The sequence below is a fragment of the Microbacterium sp. genome (assembly GCF_035556355.1).
Taxonomy (GTDB): domain Bacteria; phylum Actinomycetota; class Actinomycetes; order Actinomycetales; family Microbacteriaceae; genus Microbacterium.
The window spans coordinates 1-18143 of record NZ_DATMFG010000009.1; the positions used below are offsets into that span (position 1 = coordinate 1).

Annotated in this window: 16 protein-coding genes; 6 read left to right on the forward strand and 10 right to left on the reverse strand. The window is 70.2% G+C overall.

The genetic code is table 11. The annotated features are described in order from the left end of the window. From VNR19_RS01770 to VNR19_RS01790, 5 genes are all read left to right on the forward strand, one after another. On the forward strand, positions 1-961 hold a 961-nt coding region (locus VNR19_RS01770), incomplete at its 5' end, for an ABC transporter permease (protein ID WP_325723313.1). A gap of 29 nt (positions 962-990) precedes the next feature. Continuing rightward, on the forward strand, positions 991-2253 hold the full coding sequence (locus VNR19_RS01775; RefSeq protein WP_325723361.1) for an ABC transporter permease: 1263 nt from the start codon (positions 991-993) through the stop codon (positions 2251-2253). 74 nt (positions 2254-2327) lie between these two features. Then, positions 2328-2729 (forward strand): cytidine deaminase, encoded by a 402-nt coding sequence (locus tag VNR19_RS01780; protein WP_325031920.1) that lies wholly within the window; start codon positions 2328-2330, stop codon positions 2727-2729. After that, positions 2726-4033: a thymidine phosphorylase gene (locus VNR19_RS01785; protein WP_325723315.1), complete on the forward strand. Its 1308-nt coding sequence runs from the start codon at positions 2726-2728 to the stop codon at positions 4031-4033. Before VNR19_RS01780 ends, VNR19_RS01785 begins: the two co-directional genes overlap by 4 nt. Positions 4034-4140: 107 nt before the next feature. Then, positions 4141-5256 carry an adenosine deaminase gene (locus VNR19_RS01790; protein WP_325723317.1) on the forward strand — a complete coding sequence of 372 codons (1116 nt, stop codon included), beginning with the start codon at positions 4141-4143 and terminating at the stop codon, positions 5254-5256. Positions 5257-5343: 87 nt separating this feature from the next. Here the strand turns inward: VNR19_RS01790 and VNR19_RS01795 are convergent, their stop codons facing one another. From VNR19_RS01795 to VNR19_RS01840, 10 genes are all read right to left on the reverse strand, one after another. Then, the gene (locus tag VNR19_RS01795) at positions 5344-6156 is read right to left on the reverse strand and encodes an endonuclease domain-containing protein (protein WP_325723319.1); all 813 of its coding nucleotides are present in this window, start codon (positions 6154-6156) and stop codon (positions 5344-5346) included. Positions 6157-6610: 454 nt separating this feature from the next. Continuing rightward, positions 6611-7639, reverse strand: a complete 1029-nt coding sequence (locus VNR19_RS01800; protein WP_325723321.1) for an SDR family oxidoreductase — start codon at positions 7637-7639, stop codon at positions 6611-6613. Further along, a complete protein-coding gene (locus tag VNR19_RS01805) occupies positions 7636-8613 on the reverse strand; it encodes a bile acid:sodium symporter family protein (protein ID WP_325031925.1) in 978 nt (325 codons plus the stop codon). Before VNR19_RS01805 ends, VNR19_RS01800 begins: the two co-directional genes overlap by 4 nt. Continuing rightward, positions 8610-9980: a flavin-containing monooxygenase gene (locus VNR19_RS01810; protein ID WP_325723324.1), complete on the reverse strand. Its 1371-nt coding sequence runs from the start codon at positions 9978-9980 to the stop codon at positions 8610-8612. The genes VNR19_RS01805 and VNR19_RS01810 overlap by 4 nt, the downstream gene beginning before the upstream one ends. 190 nt (positions 9981-10170) lie before the next feature. Further along, entirely contained in the window at positions 10171-11325 is a 1155-nt protein-coding gene (locus VNR19_RS01815; protein ID WP_325031927.1) for a mannitol-1-phosphate 5-dehydrogenase, read from the reverse strand. Beyond that, positions 11322-11759 (reverse strand): PTS mannitol transporter subunit IIA, encoded by a 438-nt coding sequence (locus tag VNR19_RS01820; protein ID WP_325031928.1) that lies wholly within the window; start codon positions 11757-11759, stop codon positions 11322-11324. The genes VNR19_RS01815 and VNR19_RS01820 overlap by 4 nt, the downstream gene beginning before the upstream one ends. A 145-nt stretch (positions 11760-11904) precedes the next feature. After that, a complete protein-coding gene (locus VNR19_RS01825; protein ID WP_325723326.1) occupies positions 11905-13479 on the reverse strand; it encodes a PTS mannitol transporter subunit IIBC in 1575 nt (524 codons plus the stop codon). Then, the gene (gene ptsP / locus VNR19_RS01830; RefSeq protein ID WP_325723329.1) at positions 13476-15200 is read right to left on the reverse strand and encodes a phosphoenolpyruvate--protein phosphotransferase; all 1725 of its coding nucleotides are present in this window, start codon (positions 15198-15200) and stop codon (positions 13476-13478) included. The genes VNR19_RS01825 and ptsP overlap by 4 nt, the downstream gene beginning before the upstream one ends. 2 nt (positions 15201-15202) lie before the next feature. Continuing rightward, entirely contained in the window at positions 15203-15478 is a 276-nt protein-coding gene (locus tag VNR19_RS01835; protein WP_325032890.1) for an HPr family phosphocarrier protein, read from the reverse strand. A 29-nt stretch (positions 15479-15507) separates the two neighbouring features. Then, positions 15508-15897, reverse strand: coding sequence for a PTS sugar transporter subunit IIB (locus tag VNR19_RS01840; protein ID WP_325723331.1), 390 nt, complete (start codon positions 15895-15897; stop codon positions 15508-15510). 190 nt (positions 15898-16087) lie between these two features. Between VNR19_RS01840 and VNR19_RS01845 the strand changes: the two genes are divergently transcribed. Further along, positions 16088-18046, forward strand: coding sequence for a BglG family transcription antiterminator (locus VNR19_RS01845; protein WP_325723333.1), 1959 nt, complete (start codon positions 16088-16090; stop codon positions 18044-18046). Positions 18047-18143: the final 97 nt, after the last annotated feature.

Genomic DNA, 18143 nt, shown 5'->3' on the forward strand with positions numbered 1-18143 from the left:
CCCGCTCATCGCGGCCGGCCTCGGCGTCGCGCTGACGTTCCGCATCGGCATGTTCAACATCGGCGGTCGCGGCCAGATGCTGCTGGCCTCGGCGGGCGCGGGATGGATCGCCTTCGGGTTCGACCTGCCGTGGGGAATCCACATGATCCTGGCGCTGATCGTCGGAATGGCGGCCGGCGCGCTGTGGGCGGGCATCGCGGGCTTCCTCAAGGCGAGGACCGGCGCGCACGAGGTGATCGTGACGATCATGCTCAACTACGTCGCGTTCTACCTCATCTCGTGGATGCTGCGCACGCCCGGGCTCCTCCAGGCGCCGGGCTCGAGCAACCCGAAGACACCCCCGATGAAGGACACCGCGATCTTCCCCGACCTGCTCGGCCCGCAGTACAACCTGCACTTCGGGTTCATCCTCGTGATCGGCGCGACCGTGCTCGTGTGGTGGATCCTGAGCCGTTCGAGCCTGGGCTTCCAGTTCCGGGCGGTCGGCGAGAACCCGAACGCCGCACGGGTCGCCGGCATCAACGTGAAGAACATGTACATCTACGGCATGCTCATCTCGGGCGCGCTCGTGGGTCTCGCCGGCGTCAACCAGGTGCTCGGCACGATCACGACGGGCTTCACCGCGGGAATCGACGCGGGCATCGGCTTCGACGCGATCACGGTCGCGCTGCTCGGCCGGTCCACGCCGTGGGGCACGTTCGCGGCAGGCATCCTGTTCGGCGCGTTCAAGGCGGGCGGCTTCGCGATGCAGGCGGGCGAGCAGATCCCGATCGAGATCGTGACGGTCGTGCAGTCGCTCATCGTGCTGTTCATCGCCGCACCGCCTCTCGTGCGCGCGATCTTCTTCCTGCCGTCGCCCGAACGCGATCGCCGCCGGGCCGAGAAGGCGCGGTTGAAGGCTCTCAAGGCCGCGACCGAGGCCGACACCGCCGACGCCGAGCTCGAGGGGGCAGCGAAGTGAGCGCGCCGCACGTCGACACCGCGGGCCTCATGCCCGAGACGCCCGTCACCGTCGAGAAGGCGGTGCTGCGCAGCTGGAAGCCGCCGATCGCGCTCGGCATCTTCGCGCTGCTGTTCGGCATTCTCGTGTTCTTCGCGCCGCGCAGCGGAGACACGAACTTCCGACTGTCCACGCAGGCCGACGTCATCCAGCTCGGCGACGTCGCGGTCCCCGTGTTCCTCACGACGCTGATCTGCTTCCTGCTGCTCGCGCTGCTGGCTGCGGGATCCGCCTATTTCGTCCAGAGGTTCGCACGCACGCCGCTGTGGATCATCATCGTGTTCGTGATCGTGGCGGTCATCGGGTTCCTCACGTGGGCCGCCGCCGGTGCGACGATTCCCGTCGCGGGCCTTCTCGCCGGATCCCTCGGCCTCGCGGTGCCGCTCATCTACGGCGCGCTGTGCGGTGTGATCGGCGAGCGCGCGGGTGTCGTGAACATCGCGATCGAGGGTCAGCTGCTCGCAGGAGCGTTCACAGCCGCGGTCGTGTCCTCGATCACGAAGCAGCCGTTCCTCGGGCTATTGGCCGCGATGGTCGCGGGCATGCTCGTGGCGGCGGTGCTCGCGGCGTTCGCGATCAAGTACCTCGTCGACCAGGTCATCGTCGGTGTCGTGCTCAACGTGCTCGTGATCGGCCTGACCGGCTTCCTCTTCTCGCAGGTGCTCGCGCCGAACGCGGCCCTGCTGAACACGCCGGCGCGGTTCGACCGCATCCCGATCCCGATCCTGAGCGACATCCCGATCATCGGCCCGGTGTTCTTCCGGCAGACGATCATCGTCTACATCATGTACTTCGCCGTCGCGCTGGTGTACATCGGCATGTTCCACACCCGCTGGGGACTGCGTCTGCGGGCCGTCGGTGAGCACCCGCAGGCCGCCGACACCGTCGGCATCAAGGTGAACCAGACCCGATTCTGGAACGTGCTGCTCGCGGGCGCCATCGCCGGGCTCGGCGGCACGGTGTTCACGATCGGCGCAGGCATCGCCTTCAACAAGGAGATGACCGCTGGCGCAGGCTTCATCGCGCTCGCCGCCGTCATCTTCGGCCAGTGGGATCCGATCAAGGCGACGCTCGCGGCGCTCCTGTTCGGGTTCGCGTCGAACCTGCAGAACACCCTCAGCGTCATCGGCTCGCCGGTGCCGAGCGAGTTCATGCTGATGGTCCCGTATCTCGTGACGATCTTCGTGGTCGCCGGTGTCGTCGGGAAGTCGCGCGCGCCGGCCGCCGACGGAAAGCCGTACATCAAGGGGTGATCCATGCCTGAACGACGACGCGCGGGCCGGGCCGCCTCCGACCCTCCCGATACCGACCCGAAAGGTGGCCGTTCGTGACCGACATCGACTGGGATGAGCTCCGCGCTGCGGCGACCGACGCGATGCGCCGCGCCTACGCGCCATACTCGCGGTACCGGGTGGGCGCCGCCGCGCTGGTCACCGACGGGCGGATCGTCACCGGATGCAACGTCGAGAACGCCTCGTACGGAGTGGGCCTGTGCGCCGAGTGCGGCCTCGTGAGCGAACTGGCCAATACCGGCGGCGGCAACCTCGTCGCGTTCGTGTGCGTCAACAACGACGGCCACACGATCATGCCGTGCGGCCGGTGCCGACAGCTGCTGTACGAGTTCGCGATCCCCGGAATGCTGCTGGAGACCGTGTCGGGCATCCGCACGATCGACGAGGTGCTGCCCGACGCATTCGGTCCGCGAGATCTCGAGGAGGCTGCGAGATGACCAGCCCCGAGGCCGGCCGAGTCGAGCCGTTCGACGCGGTCGACGTCATCCGCGCGAAGCGCGACGGCGGGGCGGTGCCCGAAGACGCGCTGCGTTGGATGATCGACGCCTACACGCGCGAGTACGTCTCGGATGCGCAGATGGCCGCGTTCGCGATGGCCGTGCTGCTCAACGGCATGACCCGCGACGAGATCCGTGTCATGACCGACGCGATGATCGCATCGGGCGAGCGCATGAGCTTCGAGGGGCTCGGCAAGCCGACCGCCGACAAGCACTCGACGGGCGGCGTCGGCGACAAGATCACCCTCCCGCTCGCACCGCTCGTCGCCTCGTTCGGGGTCGCGGTGCCGCAGCTTTCCGGCCGTGGCCTCGGGCACACGGGCGGCACGCTCGACAAGCTGGAGTCGATTCCCGGGTGGCGCGCCTCGCTCACCAACGACGAGCTCTTCGCTCAGCTGCGCGACGTCGGCGCCGTCATCTGCGCCGCCGGCACCGGCCTCGCCCCGGCCGACAAGCGCCTCTACGCGCTGCGCGACGTCACGGGCACGGTCGAGGCCATTCCGCTCATCGCGTCGAGCATCATGTCGAAGAAGATCGCCGAGGGCACGGGCGCGCTCGTGCTCGACGTGAAATTCGGCTCAGGCGCCTTCATGCGCGACGTCGACCGCGCACGCGAGCTCGCGCGCACGATGGTCGAGCTCGGCACGGACTCGGGCGTCGCGACCACCGCACTGCTCACCGACATGAACACGCCGCTCGGGCTTGCGATCGGCAACGCGAACGAGGTCCGCGAGTCGGTCGAGGTGCTCGCCGGCGGCGGTCCCGCCGATGTGGTCGAGCTCACCGTCGCGCTCGCCCGTGAGATGCTGGCCCTCGCCGGGCAGCCCGACGCCGACGTCGAGGAGGCGCTGCGCGACGGGCGCGCGATGGACACGTGGCGTGCCATGATCCGCGCGCAGGACGGCGACCCCGATGCCCCGCTCCCGACGCCTCGCGAGACGCACACGGTCACCGCGCCGACTTCCGGCATCGTCACCCGCATGGACGCCCTCGCGTTCGGCATCGGCGCGTGGCGTCTGGGCGCGGGCCGCGCCCGCGCGCAGGACCCCGTCGTCCACGCGGCCGGCATCGATCTGCACGCGAAGCCAGGCGACGAGGTGACCGCGGGTCAGCCGCTGTTCACCCTGCTCGCAGACGATGAGGCGCGGTTCGCGCGCGCCCTCGAGGCCGTCGAGGGGGCGTGGGAGATCGGGCCGGATGCTCCGCCGCCCGCTCCGCTCGTCCGGGAGCGCATCACGGGCTGAGCGGAGTCGCCAGATCGACTAGCGTCACCAGTGGCTCACCGACCGCCGCAGCGCCGCACATCCGCCGTAGAACGTCCTTCACACCAATCGCCGCAGAGGAGCACCACATGCCCATCGACCAGCACGGGGACGCGGTCCTCGACGGTGTCTCGATCCGGAGCCTTCCGAAGGTGTCGCTGCACGACCACCTCGACGGCGCCGTCCGTCCCGCGACGATCATCGAGCTCGCCGACGAGATCGGGCTCGATGTGCCCGAGACGGATGCCGACGCGCTCGCGGACTGGTTCGCCGACAGGAGCGACTCGGGCTCGCTGGTCGAGTACCTCAAGACGTTCGATCTGACGACCGCCGTCATGCAGACGCGCGAGGGCCTCACGCGCGTCGCGCGCGAGTTCGTCGAGGACCTGGCCGAGGACGGCGTCATCTACGGCGAGGTGCGCTGGGCGCCGGAGCAGCATCTGGCGCGCGGCCTCTCGCTCGATGAGGCCGTGAAGGCGGTGCAGGAGGGGATCGAAGAGGGCGAGGATGCGGCGGCGGCCGCCGGCCGCGACATCCGCGTCGGCCAGCTCATCACGGCGATGCGCCACACCGACCGCTCCCTCGAGATCGCGCGTCTGGCCGTCGACTGGCGCACGCGCGGCGCTGTGGGCTTCGACATCGCGGGTCCGGAGGACGGCTTCCCGCCGTCGCGTCACCGCGAGGCGTTCGACTACCTCGCGTCGGAGTTCTTCCCGACCACCGTGCACGCGGGCGAGGCGGCAGGGCTCGACTCGATCCGCTCGGCGCTGCTCGACGGGCGCGCTCTGCGCCTCGGGCACGGCGTGCGCGTCGCGGAAGACCTCGAGATCGTGTCGCGCGAGGGCGAGGAGGTGCTCGTGCAGTTCGGAGACCTCGCACGCTGGGTGCGCGATCGCGAGATCACGCTCGAGCTGTCGCCGTCGTCGAACCTGCAGACCGGCGCGATCGCCGCGTGGGGCACGACCCTCGAGGACCACCCATTCGACCTTCTGTACCAGCTCGGGTTCTCCGTCACGGTGAACGTCGACAATCGCACGATGAGCCGCACGTCGCTCACGCGCGAGCTGGCGCTGCTCGCCGAGACCTTCGACTACGGGCTCGACGACCTCGAGGAGTTCCAGCTCAACGCCGCCGCGGGCGCATTCCTCCCCGTCGAGCAGCGCGAGGAGCTCATCGATCTCATCTCGGAGGGCTTCAGCGACTGACCCGGGCCGCGGGGCTTCGCGCCCGCGCGGGGTGTGCCGAACTCCGGAGAATTCGGCCCGCCTTACGGCGCGGCGCCGGATCGCCGGTCATCGCGGAACCGACGTCGCGAATTCTCCGGAGTTCCGCACGGATACGGGTCCGCCCGGCCCGCGCGCGATGATCTCCCGAAGCGCCGACAGCACGGCGTCGCCCCGCCACATGACGTCTTCGGCGAGCAGCCGCACCGTCGAGTAGCCGAGTCGGGCCGCGGCGAGGTCTCTCCTCCGATCGCGCTTCTGCGCCTCCCAGTCGGAGTGGAACTGCCCGCTGTCGCACTCGATGATGAGCCATCCGTCGACCACGAAGTCGACCCCGCCGACGCCCGCGAGCTGCACCTGCACGTCGAAAGGACAGCCGATCGCGCGGAGCATGAGCCGCACGAACGTCTCGGGCCCGGACTCACTCCGATCGTCGAGAAGTCGGCGGAGCACACGGTGGCGACGTGGCAGTCTCGAGAAGATCACCGCGAGATCGCCTTCGTCGATGAGGCGGAGGTGCCACGCGCTGTCGAGTGTCGCGACGGCGGCTCGAAGGTCCTGGCACCGGGTGGCCCGTACCAGCGCTTCCACGACAGGTGTCGCGAGGGCCTCGCTTGACGCGCCGGTCGGCCGCCAATGCCGAACGACGTCGTCCGGACGAGAGGGCACGCGGCTGGCATCCGGCTCCATCTGGATGTGGAGGTGAGGCGCGTCGCGGACGAACACACCAAGGCGCTGCAAGAGGGAGAGGCAGTCCACCCGCCCGCCCAGGCGTGCCGCTCGAACGAACACGGAGTCGGTTCCCGCCCTCACGTACCGCCCCTTGCGCACGCGGATGAGGCTGCCGTCGGCCACGGCGCTCGCGAGCCGGCGTCGAGTCATGCCGCGCTCGATCAGCGCCCGTGTCGAGAGCAGGGTCGGCGGTCTCGGCCGCACCGGCCGTGTCGTCGTTCGCACCGTTCCACGGTGGGTGCGCGCGCCCGGCGCCGCGCCGCGAAGCCGCTCGGATGTGGAGAGTCGGCGACGAGCGGGGCGTGGAGGAGGAGCGGAGGGGAGCGGAGGAGCGGAGGGGAGCGGAGGGGAGCGGAGGAGGAGCGGAGGAGGAGCGGACGGAACTCCGGAGAAAGTCGCTCGAAGGCCGTCGTCGGGCCCGGAACTGCTCCCTCTACGCCGGATTCTCCGAAGTTGGGCACGCGCGGCGCGGTGACCCGCGGCCCCGAGCCGAGCCGCGCGCGGCGCGGCCGAGCCGCGCCGCGGCGCGCGCAGGCCGAGCCACGCGCCCGGCCAAAACAACGCGCGGCCGAGCCGCGCCGCGGCGCGCGGCACCCTGCGCGCGTCAGCCCCGCACGACCTCCGGGTGCGTCGCGACGTAGGCATCGAACGCCTCGGCCGACGTCATGCGGGGGGTGTAGCCGAACTCCTGCTTGAGCGCGTCGTTCGCCAGCACGGGCCGGTAGCGCAGGAAGCCGACCTGCTCGGGCCCGTGCACCGTGAGGCGCAGCGCGCGCCCGACGCGGAGCGCGAACGCGAGCACGCCCGCCGGCACCGTGAACACCCGCTTGCCGAGCCGCGCCGCGAGCTCGTGCACCGTGACCTTGCCGTCCCCGGCGACGTTGTAGACGCCCGGAGGACCGTCCGTCGCGCCGCGGGCGATCGCTGCGGCGACGTCGTCGACCCACACGAACACGAAGGGCGAATCGGAGCCGCGGATCGCGAGGATGCGGCGCCCCTTCCACAGGGCTGTGATCTGGTTCTCGACCGTCGGGCCCAGGATCGTGCCGATGCGGAAGACGACCTGCTCGAGCTCGGGGTGGGCGAGGCGGTAGCCGGCGAGCATCTGCTCGACGAGCCGCTTGTGCTTCGAGTAGGGGAACTCGTCGTTGCCGCGCACGGGGTCGCTCTCGCGCAGCCACTCGGGGTTGTCGGGGTGGTAGCCGTATGCGGCCCCCGACGATGACACCACGATGCGCCGCACGCCTGCCTCGACGCACGCCTCGAGCACGTGCCGCGTGCCGTCGACGTCGACGCGGTATTCGAGATCGTGGTCGCGGCCCGGGTTCACGATCGCGGCGAGATGCACGACCACGTCGATGTCGTGGCGGCGCATCAGCTCGACGAGCCCGTCGGGACGCGTGACGTCGCACTCCTCGTACTGCACACCGTCGATCGGATGCCCCGGCCGCCGCACATCGCCCGCGACGACGAGCGACACCTCGGGTCGCGCCCCGAGCGCCTCGGCGACGTGCGATCCGAGGAATCCGGCGCCGCCCGTGATGAGCACGCGCACGTCCTTCACCTCCGTCGTGTCGCGCCCGCGCGCGGCGTTCCGCGCGATGGGCCGGACGTCGTGTCCGTCGATCGTCATGATGTCGCCTCCGCCGCGGCATCCGTCGGCTCCGTCGGCTCGGCGTGCCGCGAAGCGTCTCCCTTCACCGAGCCGGTGCGCCGCTTCGTGTGACGCGCCCACAGTGCGGCGACGATGAGGCCCGCGATGATGTCCCAGATGCCCCACCATCCGGCCACGATCGCCATGCCGCCGAGCCCGCCGAAGAACGTGAAGACGAGGCCGAGGCCCAGACCCGCGTTGCGGATGCCGACCTCGAACGTCATGGCCTTGCGCTCACGCGTCCCGAGGCCGCCGACGACCGCGGTGCTGTAGCCGATGGCGAGTGCGACCGCGTCGTGCACCGTGACCACGAGCACGATGATCCCGAGGAACGCGACGAAGTACGCCCAGTTGCCGGCAAGGGCGGCGACGATGAATCCGAGCAGCGCGATGAGCGAGAACCACTTCACGAACGGCTGCACCTTCGCCGCGAATTTCGGGAATCGTGCGCGCACGACCAGGCCGATCACGAAGGGCAGACCGATGATCAGGAAGATCTCGAGCAGCATCTGCCACGGGTTGAGCGACACCGCCTCGAGCAGCTCGCGCGCGGTGGGGTGCAGCGACCCCCAGAACGCGATCGACAGCGGCAGCATGAAGATGTAGATCGCGTTGCCGACGGCGGTCATCGACACCGACAGCGCGACATTTCCGCCCGCGCGGTGCGTGAGCACCTGCGAGATGTTGCCGGGCGGACAGCACGCCACGAGGATCATGCCGAGTGCCATCGACGGCGTCACCGGCAGGATGAGCGTCAGCCCGAACGTCACCGCCGGCAGCACGACGAGCTGCGCGAGGATCGCGATCACGAACGGCTTCGGCTTGCGCACGACGACCTTGAAGTCCTCGGGCGTCGTGTCGAGGGCGATCCCGAGCATGATCAGCCCGAGCACGACGTTAAGGATGATGAGCGTTCCGGGCGTGAAGTTCAGGACGACGTCGTCGGGGTTCATGCGGTCACCTTCTCGGGTGCGCGGCGAGCGTGGGAGGACGAACGGATGCCGCGGCCCCCACCCGCGACGTCGCCGCGCAGTTCGGCCGTCGCCTCGCGCACCGCGCGCCGGTATGCGTCTTTGTTGACGTAGTACGACATGCGCTCGAGGCCGAGGTACCTGTACCCCGCGGTCAGGTCGGGCCACGGGGCATCCGTGATCCGTCGCCGGAAGGCGGCGCGCCGGTCGGGCGTCGCGGTGAGATAGGCGGCGATGAGCTCGGCTTGCTCGTAGCGGCCCTGCCACCCGATGCCTGATGCCTCGATCATGCCCATCACGAAGAGCCCGTTGAAGGCGCCGTCGACGGGCGGCGGGAAGATGTTGAGGAAGAGCTTCGGCGCCCACCCGCTCCAGTTGAGCTCCTCGCGCGCGACGAACGGGTAGTCGAGTGTGTAGCCGGTGGCGAGCAGGACGAGGTCGTATTGTCCGATCGTCCCGTCGCGGAAGTGCACCGTGTCGCCGTCGAACCGGTCGACGTCGGGGCGGATGCGCAGGTCGCCCTGTCCGAGGTGGTTCAGGATGAGCGTGTTGACGATCGGGTGCGACTCGTAGATCTTGTAGTCCGGCTTCGGGAAGCCGAACCGCGTCGGGTCGCCCGTGAAGGCGCGCAGCACGCGGGCGTCGATGAACTGCTTGATGGGGCGGGGGAGCGGGCGGCCTTGGTTGAGCGTGTCGGACGGCTTGCCGAAGATGTAGCGCGGCACGAAGTAATAGCCGCGGCGCACGCTCATGTCGACGGATGCCGCGTGGTGCACGGCATCGACGGCGATGTCGCACCCCGAATTGCCCGCGCCGATGATGAGCACGCGCTTGCCGGTGAGCTGCGTCGCGCGCTTGTACCTCGACGTGTGCATGATCTCGCCGGTGAACTCGCCGCGGAACTCGGGCACGTTCGGCTCGGCGAGCGTGCCGTTCGCGAGGATCACACCGTCGTACCTCGCCTCGATCGGACCGTCCGGTCCGTCTGCGCGCAGCGTCCACAGGCCGTCGACTCCACGTTCGAGCGCGGTGACCTTCGTCTCGAACGTGAAGTGCTCGGTGAGGCGGAAGTGCTCGGCGTAGTCGCGGAAATACTCGATGAGCGTGCGGTGGCTCGGGTAGTCGGCATCCGTCTTCATCGGGAACTCGGCGAACTCGGTCGTCGTGCGCGACGAGATGAGGTGCGCCGACTCGTACATCGTCGAGCGCGGGTTCTCGATGTCCCACAGGCCGCCGACGCCGCGGGAGGCCTCGTAGCCGTCGAACTCGATGCCCGCCTTCTGCAGCGCCCGCGCCGCGGAGAGTCCCGATGGCCCGGCGCCCACGATGGCATAGCGGTGCTGTTGCATTTCTCCCCAGACTCCGTCGTCCCGGTGTTTCGGCCTTGGATACCCTACGGCGTTAGAGGCCGCTAACCGAAATCATCCGCCCACAGGGTGAGCGCGCTCCGTCTCGTCGCGCCGCTCCTCGCTCGGCGTGCGGAAGGACACGGAGACGGAGCGGGCGCAGCGGACGACGCCCCGCCCCGACGGGGGACGGTCAGCCCGCGATCGCCGCCTGCCGCTTCTCGACCTCGGCGCGCACCTTGGCGAACAGCGGATGCTCCGGCTCGAGCCCCGTGACCTCGGACGTGAAAGCGGCCGCGTCGAGCTCGCGCAGCATCCGCTGCATGTCGACCGACTGCGGGTCCTCTTCGTCTTCGAACGCGAGGGCCGCGCCCATCGCCGCGACCAGAGCGTCGACGGGGAGACCGCGCTCCGCCGCCTCGGCCGCGGGTCCGACGAACCGCTCGTGGCGCGAGAGCTTACGCAGCGGCTGACGACCGACGCGCCACACGGTGTCGGGGAGCGCGGGATTGCGGAACCGCTTGAGGATCGTCTCGCGGTACGACCCGAGGTCGTGCGGATCGAGCTCGTGCTTGGCCACGAGCAGCTCCGACGTCTCCTCGAGGGTCGCTGCGACCTTCGCGGCGATGTCGGGGTCGGCGAGGGCGTCCGAGATCTTCTCGACACCCGCCTGCGCGCCGAAGTACGCCGTCGTCGCGTGGCCGGTGTTGACGGTGAAGAGCTTGCGCTCGATGTAGGGCGCGAGATCGTCGACGAAGTGCGCGCCCGGGATGTTGGGCGGATCGTCGCCGAACGGCGGCCGCTCGATCGCCCACTCGTAGAAGGGCTCGACCGTGACGTCGACGCCGGCGCCCTCGGCCTGCGCCGGCACGATGCGGTCGACCGCCGTGTTCGCGAACACGGCGCGCGCGGTGATCGCATCCCACGCGTCGCCCGCACGCTCGCGGATCTCGTCGCGCAGCAGGTCGGTCGCGTTGATCGCGTTCTCGCACGCCATGATCTGGAGAGGCGGCGATTGCGGGTCGCGCAGTGCGAGCCCCGACAGGATCAGCGGCGCGACGAACTTCAGCACGGTCGGCCCGACCGCGGTGGTCACGACATTGGCGCCGGCCACCTCTTCGATGACGTGATCCGGATGCTCCGCGCTGTTGATCGCGCGGAACCCCGTCACGACGATGTCGCGGCCACCCTCGCCCACCTCGTGCACGGTGTACGAGTCGACCGCGTTGATCGCGTCGACGAGGGGCGCTGCGACGTCGGAGAAGACGAGCTCGTAGCCGCCCTCGTGCAGCAGCAGGCCGACGAACCCGCGGCCGATGTTGCCCGCCCCGAAATGAACGGCCCTCATGACACTTCTGCCGAGACGAGGGCGAACAGCTCCTCGGGGGTCTCGGCCTGCTTGAGCTTGGCGACCTCGTCCTCGTCGGAGAAGAGGATCGCGATCTTCGACAGGATCTCGAGGTGCTCGTCGCCCTTGCCGGCGATGCCGACCACGAACGTGACCGGATCGCCGTCCCAGTCGACGCCGCCGTCGTATCGCACGACCGACAGGGCCGAGTCGAGGATCGCGTCCTTCGTCTCGTTCGTGCCGTGCGGGATCGCCAGCTCGTTGCCCATGTACGTCGACACCGTCTGCTCGCGCTGCTGCATCGCGTCGAAGTACGCCGACGTGACCGCGCCCGCCGCCTCGAGGATGTCGGCCGCCTCCTTCATCGCCTGCTCGCGCGTCGCGCTGCCGGAGTGGATGCGCACCTGCCCGATGCTGAGGACCTCACGTGCCATGTCAGTCGCCTTTCTCTGTCGATGCGGATGCCGCGGACCGAGGGCCACGGGGTGGGGGGCTGTCGCCCGCCCCACCCCGCAGCGGTCATGTGTTCTCTTCTGTCGCGGGGGATCGCGCGACGACGCGCTGGGCTCAGCTCGTCGCTTACGGTGCCCCGCCCTCCGAACCATCCTCGTGCTGCGCACGCACGAGGTCTACGACCTCGTCGTACCTGGGGGAGTTCATGAAGTTGTCCACAGACACATGGATGGCGTCGGGTGCCGTCTGGCGCGCCCGGTCGGTGAGCTGATTCTGCGTGATGACCAGGTCGGCCGACGAGTCGAGGGCGGCGATGGCCTTGTTGGTCACCGTGACGTCCTCGATGCCCGCCTTCTTGATCATGTTGCGCAGAACGCTCGCGCCCATCGCCGACGAGCCCATGCCCGCGTCGCACGCGAACACGATGTTCTTCACCTCGCGCTCGGTCATCGTCGCGGGCTCGATTCCGCCGTCCGCCTGGGTGGCCGCGCCGCCGCGAAGCCCTGCGAGCGTGTCGGAGGACTTGCCCTTCGCGGCCTCGGTCTGTGTGATCGCCGCACCGAACGCGTCGTCGGTCGCCGCCATCGCCTCCAGATCCCGCTTGCGCGACGCGCGCAGGATCGCCCACGAGATGAGGAAGGTGACCGCCGCCGACAGGACCACCGACAGGATGACCGCGAAGTACGCGCCGGGCGCGGTCTGGAGTATCACCGCGATGATGCTGCCCGGGGCAGCCGGTGCGCGCAGCGCGCCGCCCAGGAGCATGTTCGTGGTGACGCCCGTCATGCCGCCCGCGATGAGCGCGAGGATCAGGATCGGCTTCATGAGCGCGTACGGGAAGTACACCTCGTGGATGCCGCCGAAGAACTGGATCACCGCAGCACCGGGAGCCGATGCGCGCGCCGCTCCGAGCCCGAAGAACGTGAACGCCAGGAGGAGGCCCACACCGGGGCCGGGGTTCGCCTCGAGCAGGAACAGGATCGACGAGCCGTTCTCGGTCGCCTGCTGGATGCCGAGCGGGGTCAGCACACCGTGGTTGATGGCGTTGTTCAGGAAGAACACCTTCGCCGGCTCGATGAGGATGCTCGTGAGCGGAAGCAGGTTCGCCTCGACGAGCCAGTTGACCGCGTTCCCGAGGATCTGCATCAGGCCGTTGACGAGCCACGCGATCGGGTAGAACCCGATGATGGCCAGGACGAAGCCCCAGATGCCGGCCGAGAACATGTTGACGAGCATCTCGAAGCCCGCGCGGATCTTGCCCTCCCACAGGCTGTCGAGCCACTTCATCGTGTAGGCGGCGAGCGGGGCCATGATCATCGCGCCGATGAACATGTGCACGTAGCCGAGCCCGCTGTCACCCTCGGGGAGGGTCGCGTTGAACTTGTCCACGAGCAGGTCGGACCCGACGATCGCACCCATCGTCGCGATCGATGCCACCACGCCACCGCGGATGCCGTACACGATGTTGCCGCCCGTGTACGCGATGAGGATCGGCAGCAGGTAGTGGATGAACGGGAACACGATGGTCGCGAGGTCCGCGTTCGGGGTCCACCCCACCTCGATGAAGAACGCCGTGAAGATGCCCCACGCGATGAGCGCGGGGATGTTCGGCATGATCATGCCGGACAGGAACGTGCCGAAGCGCTGGACTCCGACGCGCGCCTTGCTCCCGCCCTTCGTGGGCGTAGACGCCGTTGTCATTGCTCTGTCTCCTTCTCTCGGGTCGCGGCCGCCTCAGCCGCGGGGGAGCTGGTCGAGGCCGCGGCACTCTGGGCTGCGGCCCTGGCCGAGGCCGCGTCGTTCGCGGCCAAGGCGGCTTCGGCGATGGCCTGCGCCTCGCCGAGGGTGTACTGCAGAAGGGTCGCCCGCACGTCGGCGAGCGCGGTCGGCGCCATCGACAGGCTGGTGGCGCCGAGTCCCACGAGCACGACCGCGAGCATCGGGTCGGCGGCGGCTTCGCCGCAGATGCCGACCGGCTTGCCGTTGGCGCGTCCCGCCTCTCCGACCTCCCGCACGAGGCGGAGCACGGCCGGGTGCCACGGGTCCTGGAAGGCCGCGACCGAGCCGAGCAGCCGGTCCGCCGCCATCGTGTACTGGGTGAGGTCGTTCGTGCCGATCGACGCGAAGTCGGCGACGGCGAGGATGCGGTCGGCCAGAAGCGCCGACGACGGCACCTCCACCATGACGCCTGCGGTGCGGATGCCGTACTCGCGTGCGATCGAGGTGAAGTACTCGGTCTCCTCGACGGTGGCCACCATGGGGGCCATGACCCACAGGTCGGCGCCGTCGCCCGCGGCGCGGGTCGCCGCATCCGCCTCGGCCAGAGCCGTCAGCTGCTCGCGCAGGATGTCCTCGCTCGCGCGCAGCGCGCGCAGGCCGCGGAGCCCGAGGGCCGGGTTCTCCTCGTGCGCGTCGTTGAGGAACGGCAGGGGCTTGTCGGCTCCCGCGTCGAGCACGCGCACGACGACCTTCTTACCCGGGAAGGCCGCGAGCAGCTTCTCGTACACGACGCGCTGCTGCTCGACGGTCGGCGCCTGGCTCGAGCTGAGGAAGAGGAACTCGGTGCGGAACAGCCCGACGCCCTCCGCGCCGAGCGCGACCGCCTCGGCCGCGCCCTCGGCGTTGCCGAGGTTCACGAGCAGCGGAACCTCGAAGCCGTCCTTCATGGCGCCCGGCGTGATGGGGGCGGATGCCGCAGACGCACGTGCGTCCGCGCGATTCTTCGCCCGCGCGAGCTCCTCGTCGGTCGGCTGCGTCACGACGACGCCCGCCGCCGCGTCGACGATCACCGTCTCGCCGTCCTTCAGGCCCGCCGCATCCGCGACGCCCACCACCGCGACGATCGCCTTCTCGCGCGCGAGGATCGCGGTGTGCGACGTCGGGCCGCCCTCCGTCGTGACGAGGGCGAGCACCTTGTCGAGGTCGAGGAGCGCCGTGTCGGCGGGCGCGAGATCCTTCGCGACGAGCACGAACGGATGGCCCGGGTCGGGCACGCCCGGAGCCGGGAGCCCGCGCAGCCGTGCGATCACCCGCTGCGCGACGTCGTCGAGGTCGGCCGCGCGCTCGCCGAGGTATCCGCCCAGCGCCGTGAGCTGCTCGCGGAACGAGGCGAACGCGTCGTAGACGGCGAACTCTCCCGTCTTGCCCTTCGCGATGCGGTCGTCGACCTCTTGCTCGAGCGTCGGATCCTCGGCCATCATGGCCTGCGCCTCGAGCACGTCCCGCGCCTTGCCGCCGGCTTTCTCGCCCCGCTCCTCCAGCTCGCGCGCGACGGCCGAGACCGCTTCGCGCACGCGGGCCGTCTCCTCCTCGACGCTGCGCGTGCTCTGCTCGTCGGGCGGCGGGGGCAGGGGCTCGGCCATGCGGGCGACGGGGCCCTGCGCGACGCCGAGGCCGATGCCGACTCCTCTCAGCTCAGGCATCCTCACTCCGCGTCGTGGTCGGTCGTGAGCAGTTCGCTCAGCTTGTCGAGCGCCGCTTCGGCGTCGTCGCCGTCGGCCGTGAGCGTGACGTAGTCGCCCTGCTCGACGCCCAGCGCGATGACCCCGAGGATGCTCGCGGCGTTCACGGGCGAGCCCGAGTCCTTCGCGATCGTGATCGGGATGCCGGCGTCCTTCGCCGCCTGGGCGAAGATCTTGGCGGGTCGTGCGTGCAGACCGTGCGACGATCCGATGCGGACCGTCCTGGAGACCTGGGGCATGTCTTGACCTTTCTCGATGTCGATCGGACTCACGTGTCGACGTCTGCGGAACCCTGCCTCTCGACGGGGGTCGTCGTGTGCGGGGGAGCCCCCGCGGCCGGAGAAGTCCCCCCGGAATCTCCGACCGCGTCGCGGACCAGTGTGAGGGTCCGCGTGCCGTCCAGGTCCGAGAAGACGTCGGGCGGCAGCAGAACGACGGCGGTGCCGCGCAGGGCGGCGTCGCGCTTGATGCGCGCGACCGAGTCGGAGAGGTGCGGGCCGACCAGTACGACGTCGGCGGCGTCGAGGTCGATGGGCAGCGACTGCTCGGTGCCGGCGAACGCGGTGTACGGAAGACCCTGGTCGTGCGCGGCGTGCCGCACGCGCTGAGCGACGAACGTGCTCGATGCGCCAGCTCCGCAGACCACCAGGATCCTCATCGACCCGCCTCCTCGTCTTCGCCATTCTTGTGAAAACGCTGAGAGGCGACAACCACCCCTTCTTCCGCGGGGGAGGAAATCCGCGACAGGCGCTCCCGTCGGGCGCAACGGGGCGGCCCCGCCCGTCGCGGCTCGTGGTTGACTGATTCGAAGGGCGGCGCGACGCTGCGCCGGTTTCGGAGGGGACGGCGTGACGCGAGCGAGACAGGACCGGCTGCTGGGCCTTCTCGTGCGCGACGGAGACTGGGTCACGGCCGCCGCGCTGGCCGACTCCCTTGGGGTCACCCCGCGAAGCGTGCGCTCGTACGTCACCGCGATCAACGCGCGGGTGGCGCCCTCCGTCGCGGTCGAGTCCGGGCCGCGCGGCTATCGGGCGACGACGGATGCCGCAGCCGCGCTGCGCGCGGGTCCCGCCGACGAGGGCACCCCGCGTGACCGCCTCCACACGCTCGTGCGCCGCCTGCTCGACGACCCCGACGGCATCGACGTGTTCGAGACCGCCGACTCGCTGTTCGTGAGCCCCGCGACCCTCGACGCCGACCTCGCTCGCGTACGCGGACTGCTCGGCGGGACGGAGCTCACCCTCGAGCGCTCGCAGTCGCGCGCGCGGCTGGTCGGCACCGAGGTCGCGCAGAGGCGGCTGCTGAGTCGTCTCGCGCACGACGAGATGGACGCCGGCTCGTTCGACCTCGCCGCGCTGCGCCGCTCGCTGGGCGAGGACTCGGTCGGGGCGCGCGCGTTCGGCCCGTTCAAGACCGAGCTGGTCGAGAGGCTCGGCGGGCTCGGGTGGTTCGTCAACGAGATCGGCATCGCCGATGTCGTGATGCACATCGCCATCGCGGCAGACCGCGTCGCCCACGGGCGCCCGCTCGAGAACGCGGGCGCCGCCGACAGCGCGCCGCAGGGCGAGGTCGCCGACATCATCGGCGCCCTCGCCGAGAAGCACCTCGGCGTGCGGCTGGGCCGGGGCGACCTCCAGCACCTCTCGACGCTCGTGCTCACGCGGGTCGTGGCGCCCGGGGCATCCGGCTCGGCACCTGGAGAGCGCGCCCGCGCGCGGGTCGATGCCGAGATCGAGGCGGCCGTGCGCGAGGTCGTGGAGCGGGCGGCCGCGGAGTTCCTCGTCGACATCGTCCACCCCGACTTCGTGCTGCGGCTCGCGCTGCACGTGCAGAATCTCGCGCAGCGCGCCCGCGAGCGCGCGTGGTCGCGCAACCCGCTCACCAGGTCGCTCAAGTCGACGTACCCGATGATCTTCGAGGTCGCGGTGTTCATCGCGGTCGGCCTGCAGGAGCGCCTGGGCATCCCGCTGCCCGACGATGAGATCGCGTACATCGCGATGCACATCGGCGGGCAGCTCGAGCGCAACCGCCGCGCCGAACAGCTGCTGACGGCCACGATCGTGTGCCCCGGGTACTACGAGCTGCACGAGCTGCTGCGCTCGAGCGTCGACCGTTCGCTCGGCCGCGCGGTGGAGGTCGTGGGGGTAGAGACGCGCGTCGACCCCGACTGGGACCGCATCGACTCGGACATCGTCCTCACGACGATCGATCCGCCCCCGGGCCACGGGGAGCGGTTCGTGCGGATCAAGCCGTTCCTCACGGAGGCCGACATCGAGCGCGTGCAGACGGTGGCGAGCCGCATCCGCCGTTCCCGACGCCTGCGGCGCCTCCGCGCGGAGCTCGAGCGGTACTTCGAGCCTTCGGCGTTCCTTCGGCTGCCCGACGACCTCGACCCGGATGCCGCCGAGCGCGGCCCGCGCGAAGAGGATGTGATCCGCGCGCTCGGCGCACGCCTCGTCACCCTCGGGGTCATCGACGACGAGTACATCGAGCGCTCGATCGAGCGCGAGCGGCTGTCGTCCACAGCCTTCACCGACGCGCTCGCGGTGCCGCACGCGCTCGCGATGACGGCGGCGCGCACGTCGATCGCGATCGGGATCGCCGAGCCGTCGATGCCGTGGGGCGAGGGGCGTGTGCAGGTCGTGGCGCTCGTCGCCTTCTCGGAAGCCGACCGCGAGGCGTTCCAGACCGTTTTCGAGCAGTTCGTCGAGGTGTTCAGCGAACGCGACAGCGTGCAGCGGATCGTCCGGCGTGCGACCGACTTCGGCGGCTTCCTCGACGAGCTCGTCGCCGTGATCGACGGCTGAGCCGCCGCATCCGGACTCGTGTTGTTCGGGGCGCGTTCCCGGCTTCGGGGCGCAGGATATCCGCCCCGAAGTCGGATATCCGCCCCGAACGGCGGAA

What these genes read in the sequence shown, in the direction of transcription:
- VNR19_RS01775 (WP_325723361.1), top strand. Translation starts at nt 991, where the DNA reads ATGCCCGAGACGCCCGTCACCGTCGAGAAGGCGGTGCTGCGCAGCTGG.
- VNR19_RS01785 (WP_325723315.1), top strand. Translation starts at nt 2,726, where the DNA reads ATGACCAGCCCCGAGGCCGGCCGAGTCGAGCCGTTCGACGCGGTCGAC.
- VNR19_RS01790 (WP_325723317.1), top strand. Translation starts at nt 4,141, where the DNA reads ATGCCCATCGACCAGCACGGGGACGCGGTCCTCGACGGTGTCTCGATC.
- VNR19_RS01795 (WP_325723319.1), bottom strand. Translation starts at nt 6,156, where the DNA reads ATGACTCGACGCCGGCTCGCGAGCGCCGTGGCCGACGGCAGCCTCATC.
- VNR19_RS01800 (WP_325723321.1), bottom strand. Translation starts at nt 7,639, where the DNA reads ATGACGATCGACGGACACGACGTCCGGCCCATCGCGCGGAACGCCGCG.
- VNR19_RS01805 (WP_325031925.1), bottom strand. Translation starts at nt 8,613, where the DNA reads ATGAACCCCGACGACGTCGTCCTGAACTTCACGCCCGGAACGCTCATC.
- VNR19_RS01810 (WP_325723324.1), bottom strand. Translation starts at nt 9,980, where the DNA reads ATGCAACAGCACCGCTATGCCATCGTGGGCGCCGGGCCATCGGGACTC.
- VNR19_RS01815 (WP_325031927.1), bottom strand. Translation starts at nt 11,325, where the DNA reads ATGAGGGCCGTTCATTTCGGGGCGGGCAACATCGGCCGCGGGTTCGTC.
- VNR19_RS01820 (WP_325031928.1), bottom strand. Translation starts at nt 11,759, where the DNA reads ATGGCACGTGAGGTCCTCAGCATCGGGCAGGTGCGCATCCACTCCGGC.
- VNR19_RS01825 (WP_325723326.1), bottom strand. Translation starts at nt 13,479, where the DNA reads ATGACAACGGCGTCTACGCCCACGAAGGGCGGGAGCAAGGCGCGCGTC.
- ptsP (WP_325723329.1), bottom strand. Translation starts at nt 15,200, where the DNA reads ATGCCTGAGCTGAGAGGAGTCGGCATCGGCCTCGGCGTCGCGCAGGGC.
- VNR19_RS01835 (WP_325032890.1), bottom strand. Translation starts at nt 15,478, where the DNA reads ATGCCCCAGGTCTCCAGGACGGTCCGCATCGGATCGTCGCACGGTCTG.
- VNR19_RS01840 (WP_325723331.1), bottom strand. Translation starts at nt 15,897, where the DNA reads ATGAGGATCCTGGTGGTCTGCGGAGCTGGCGCATCGAGCACGTTCGTC.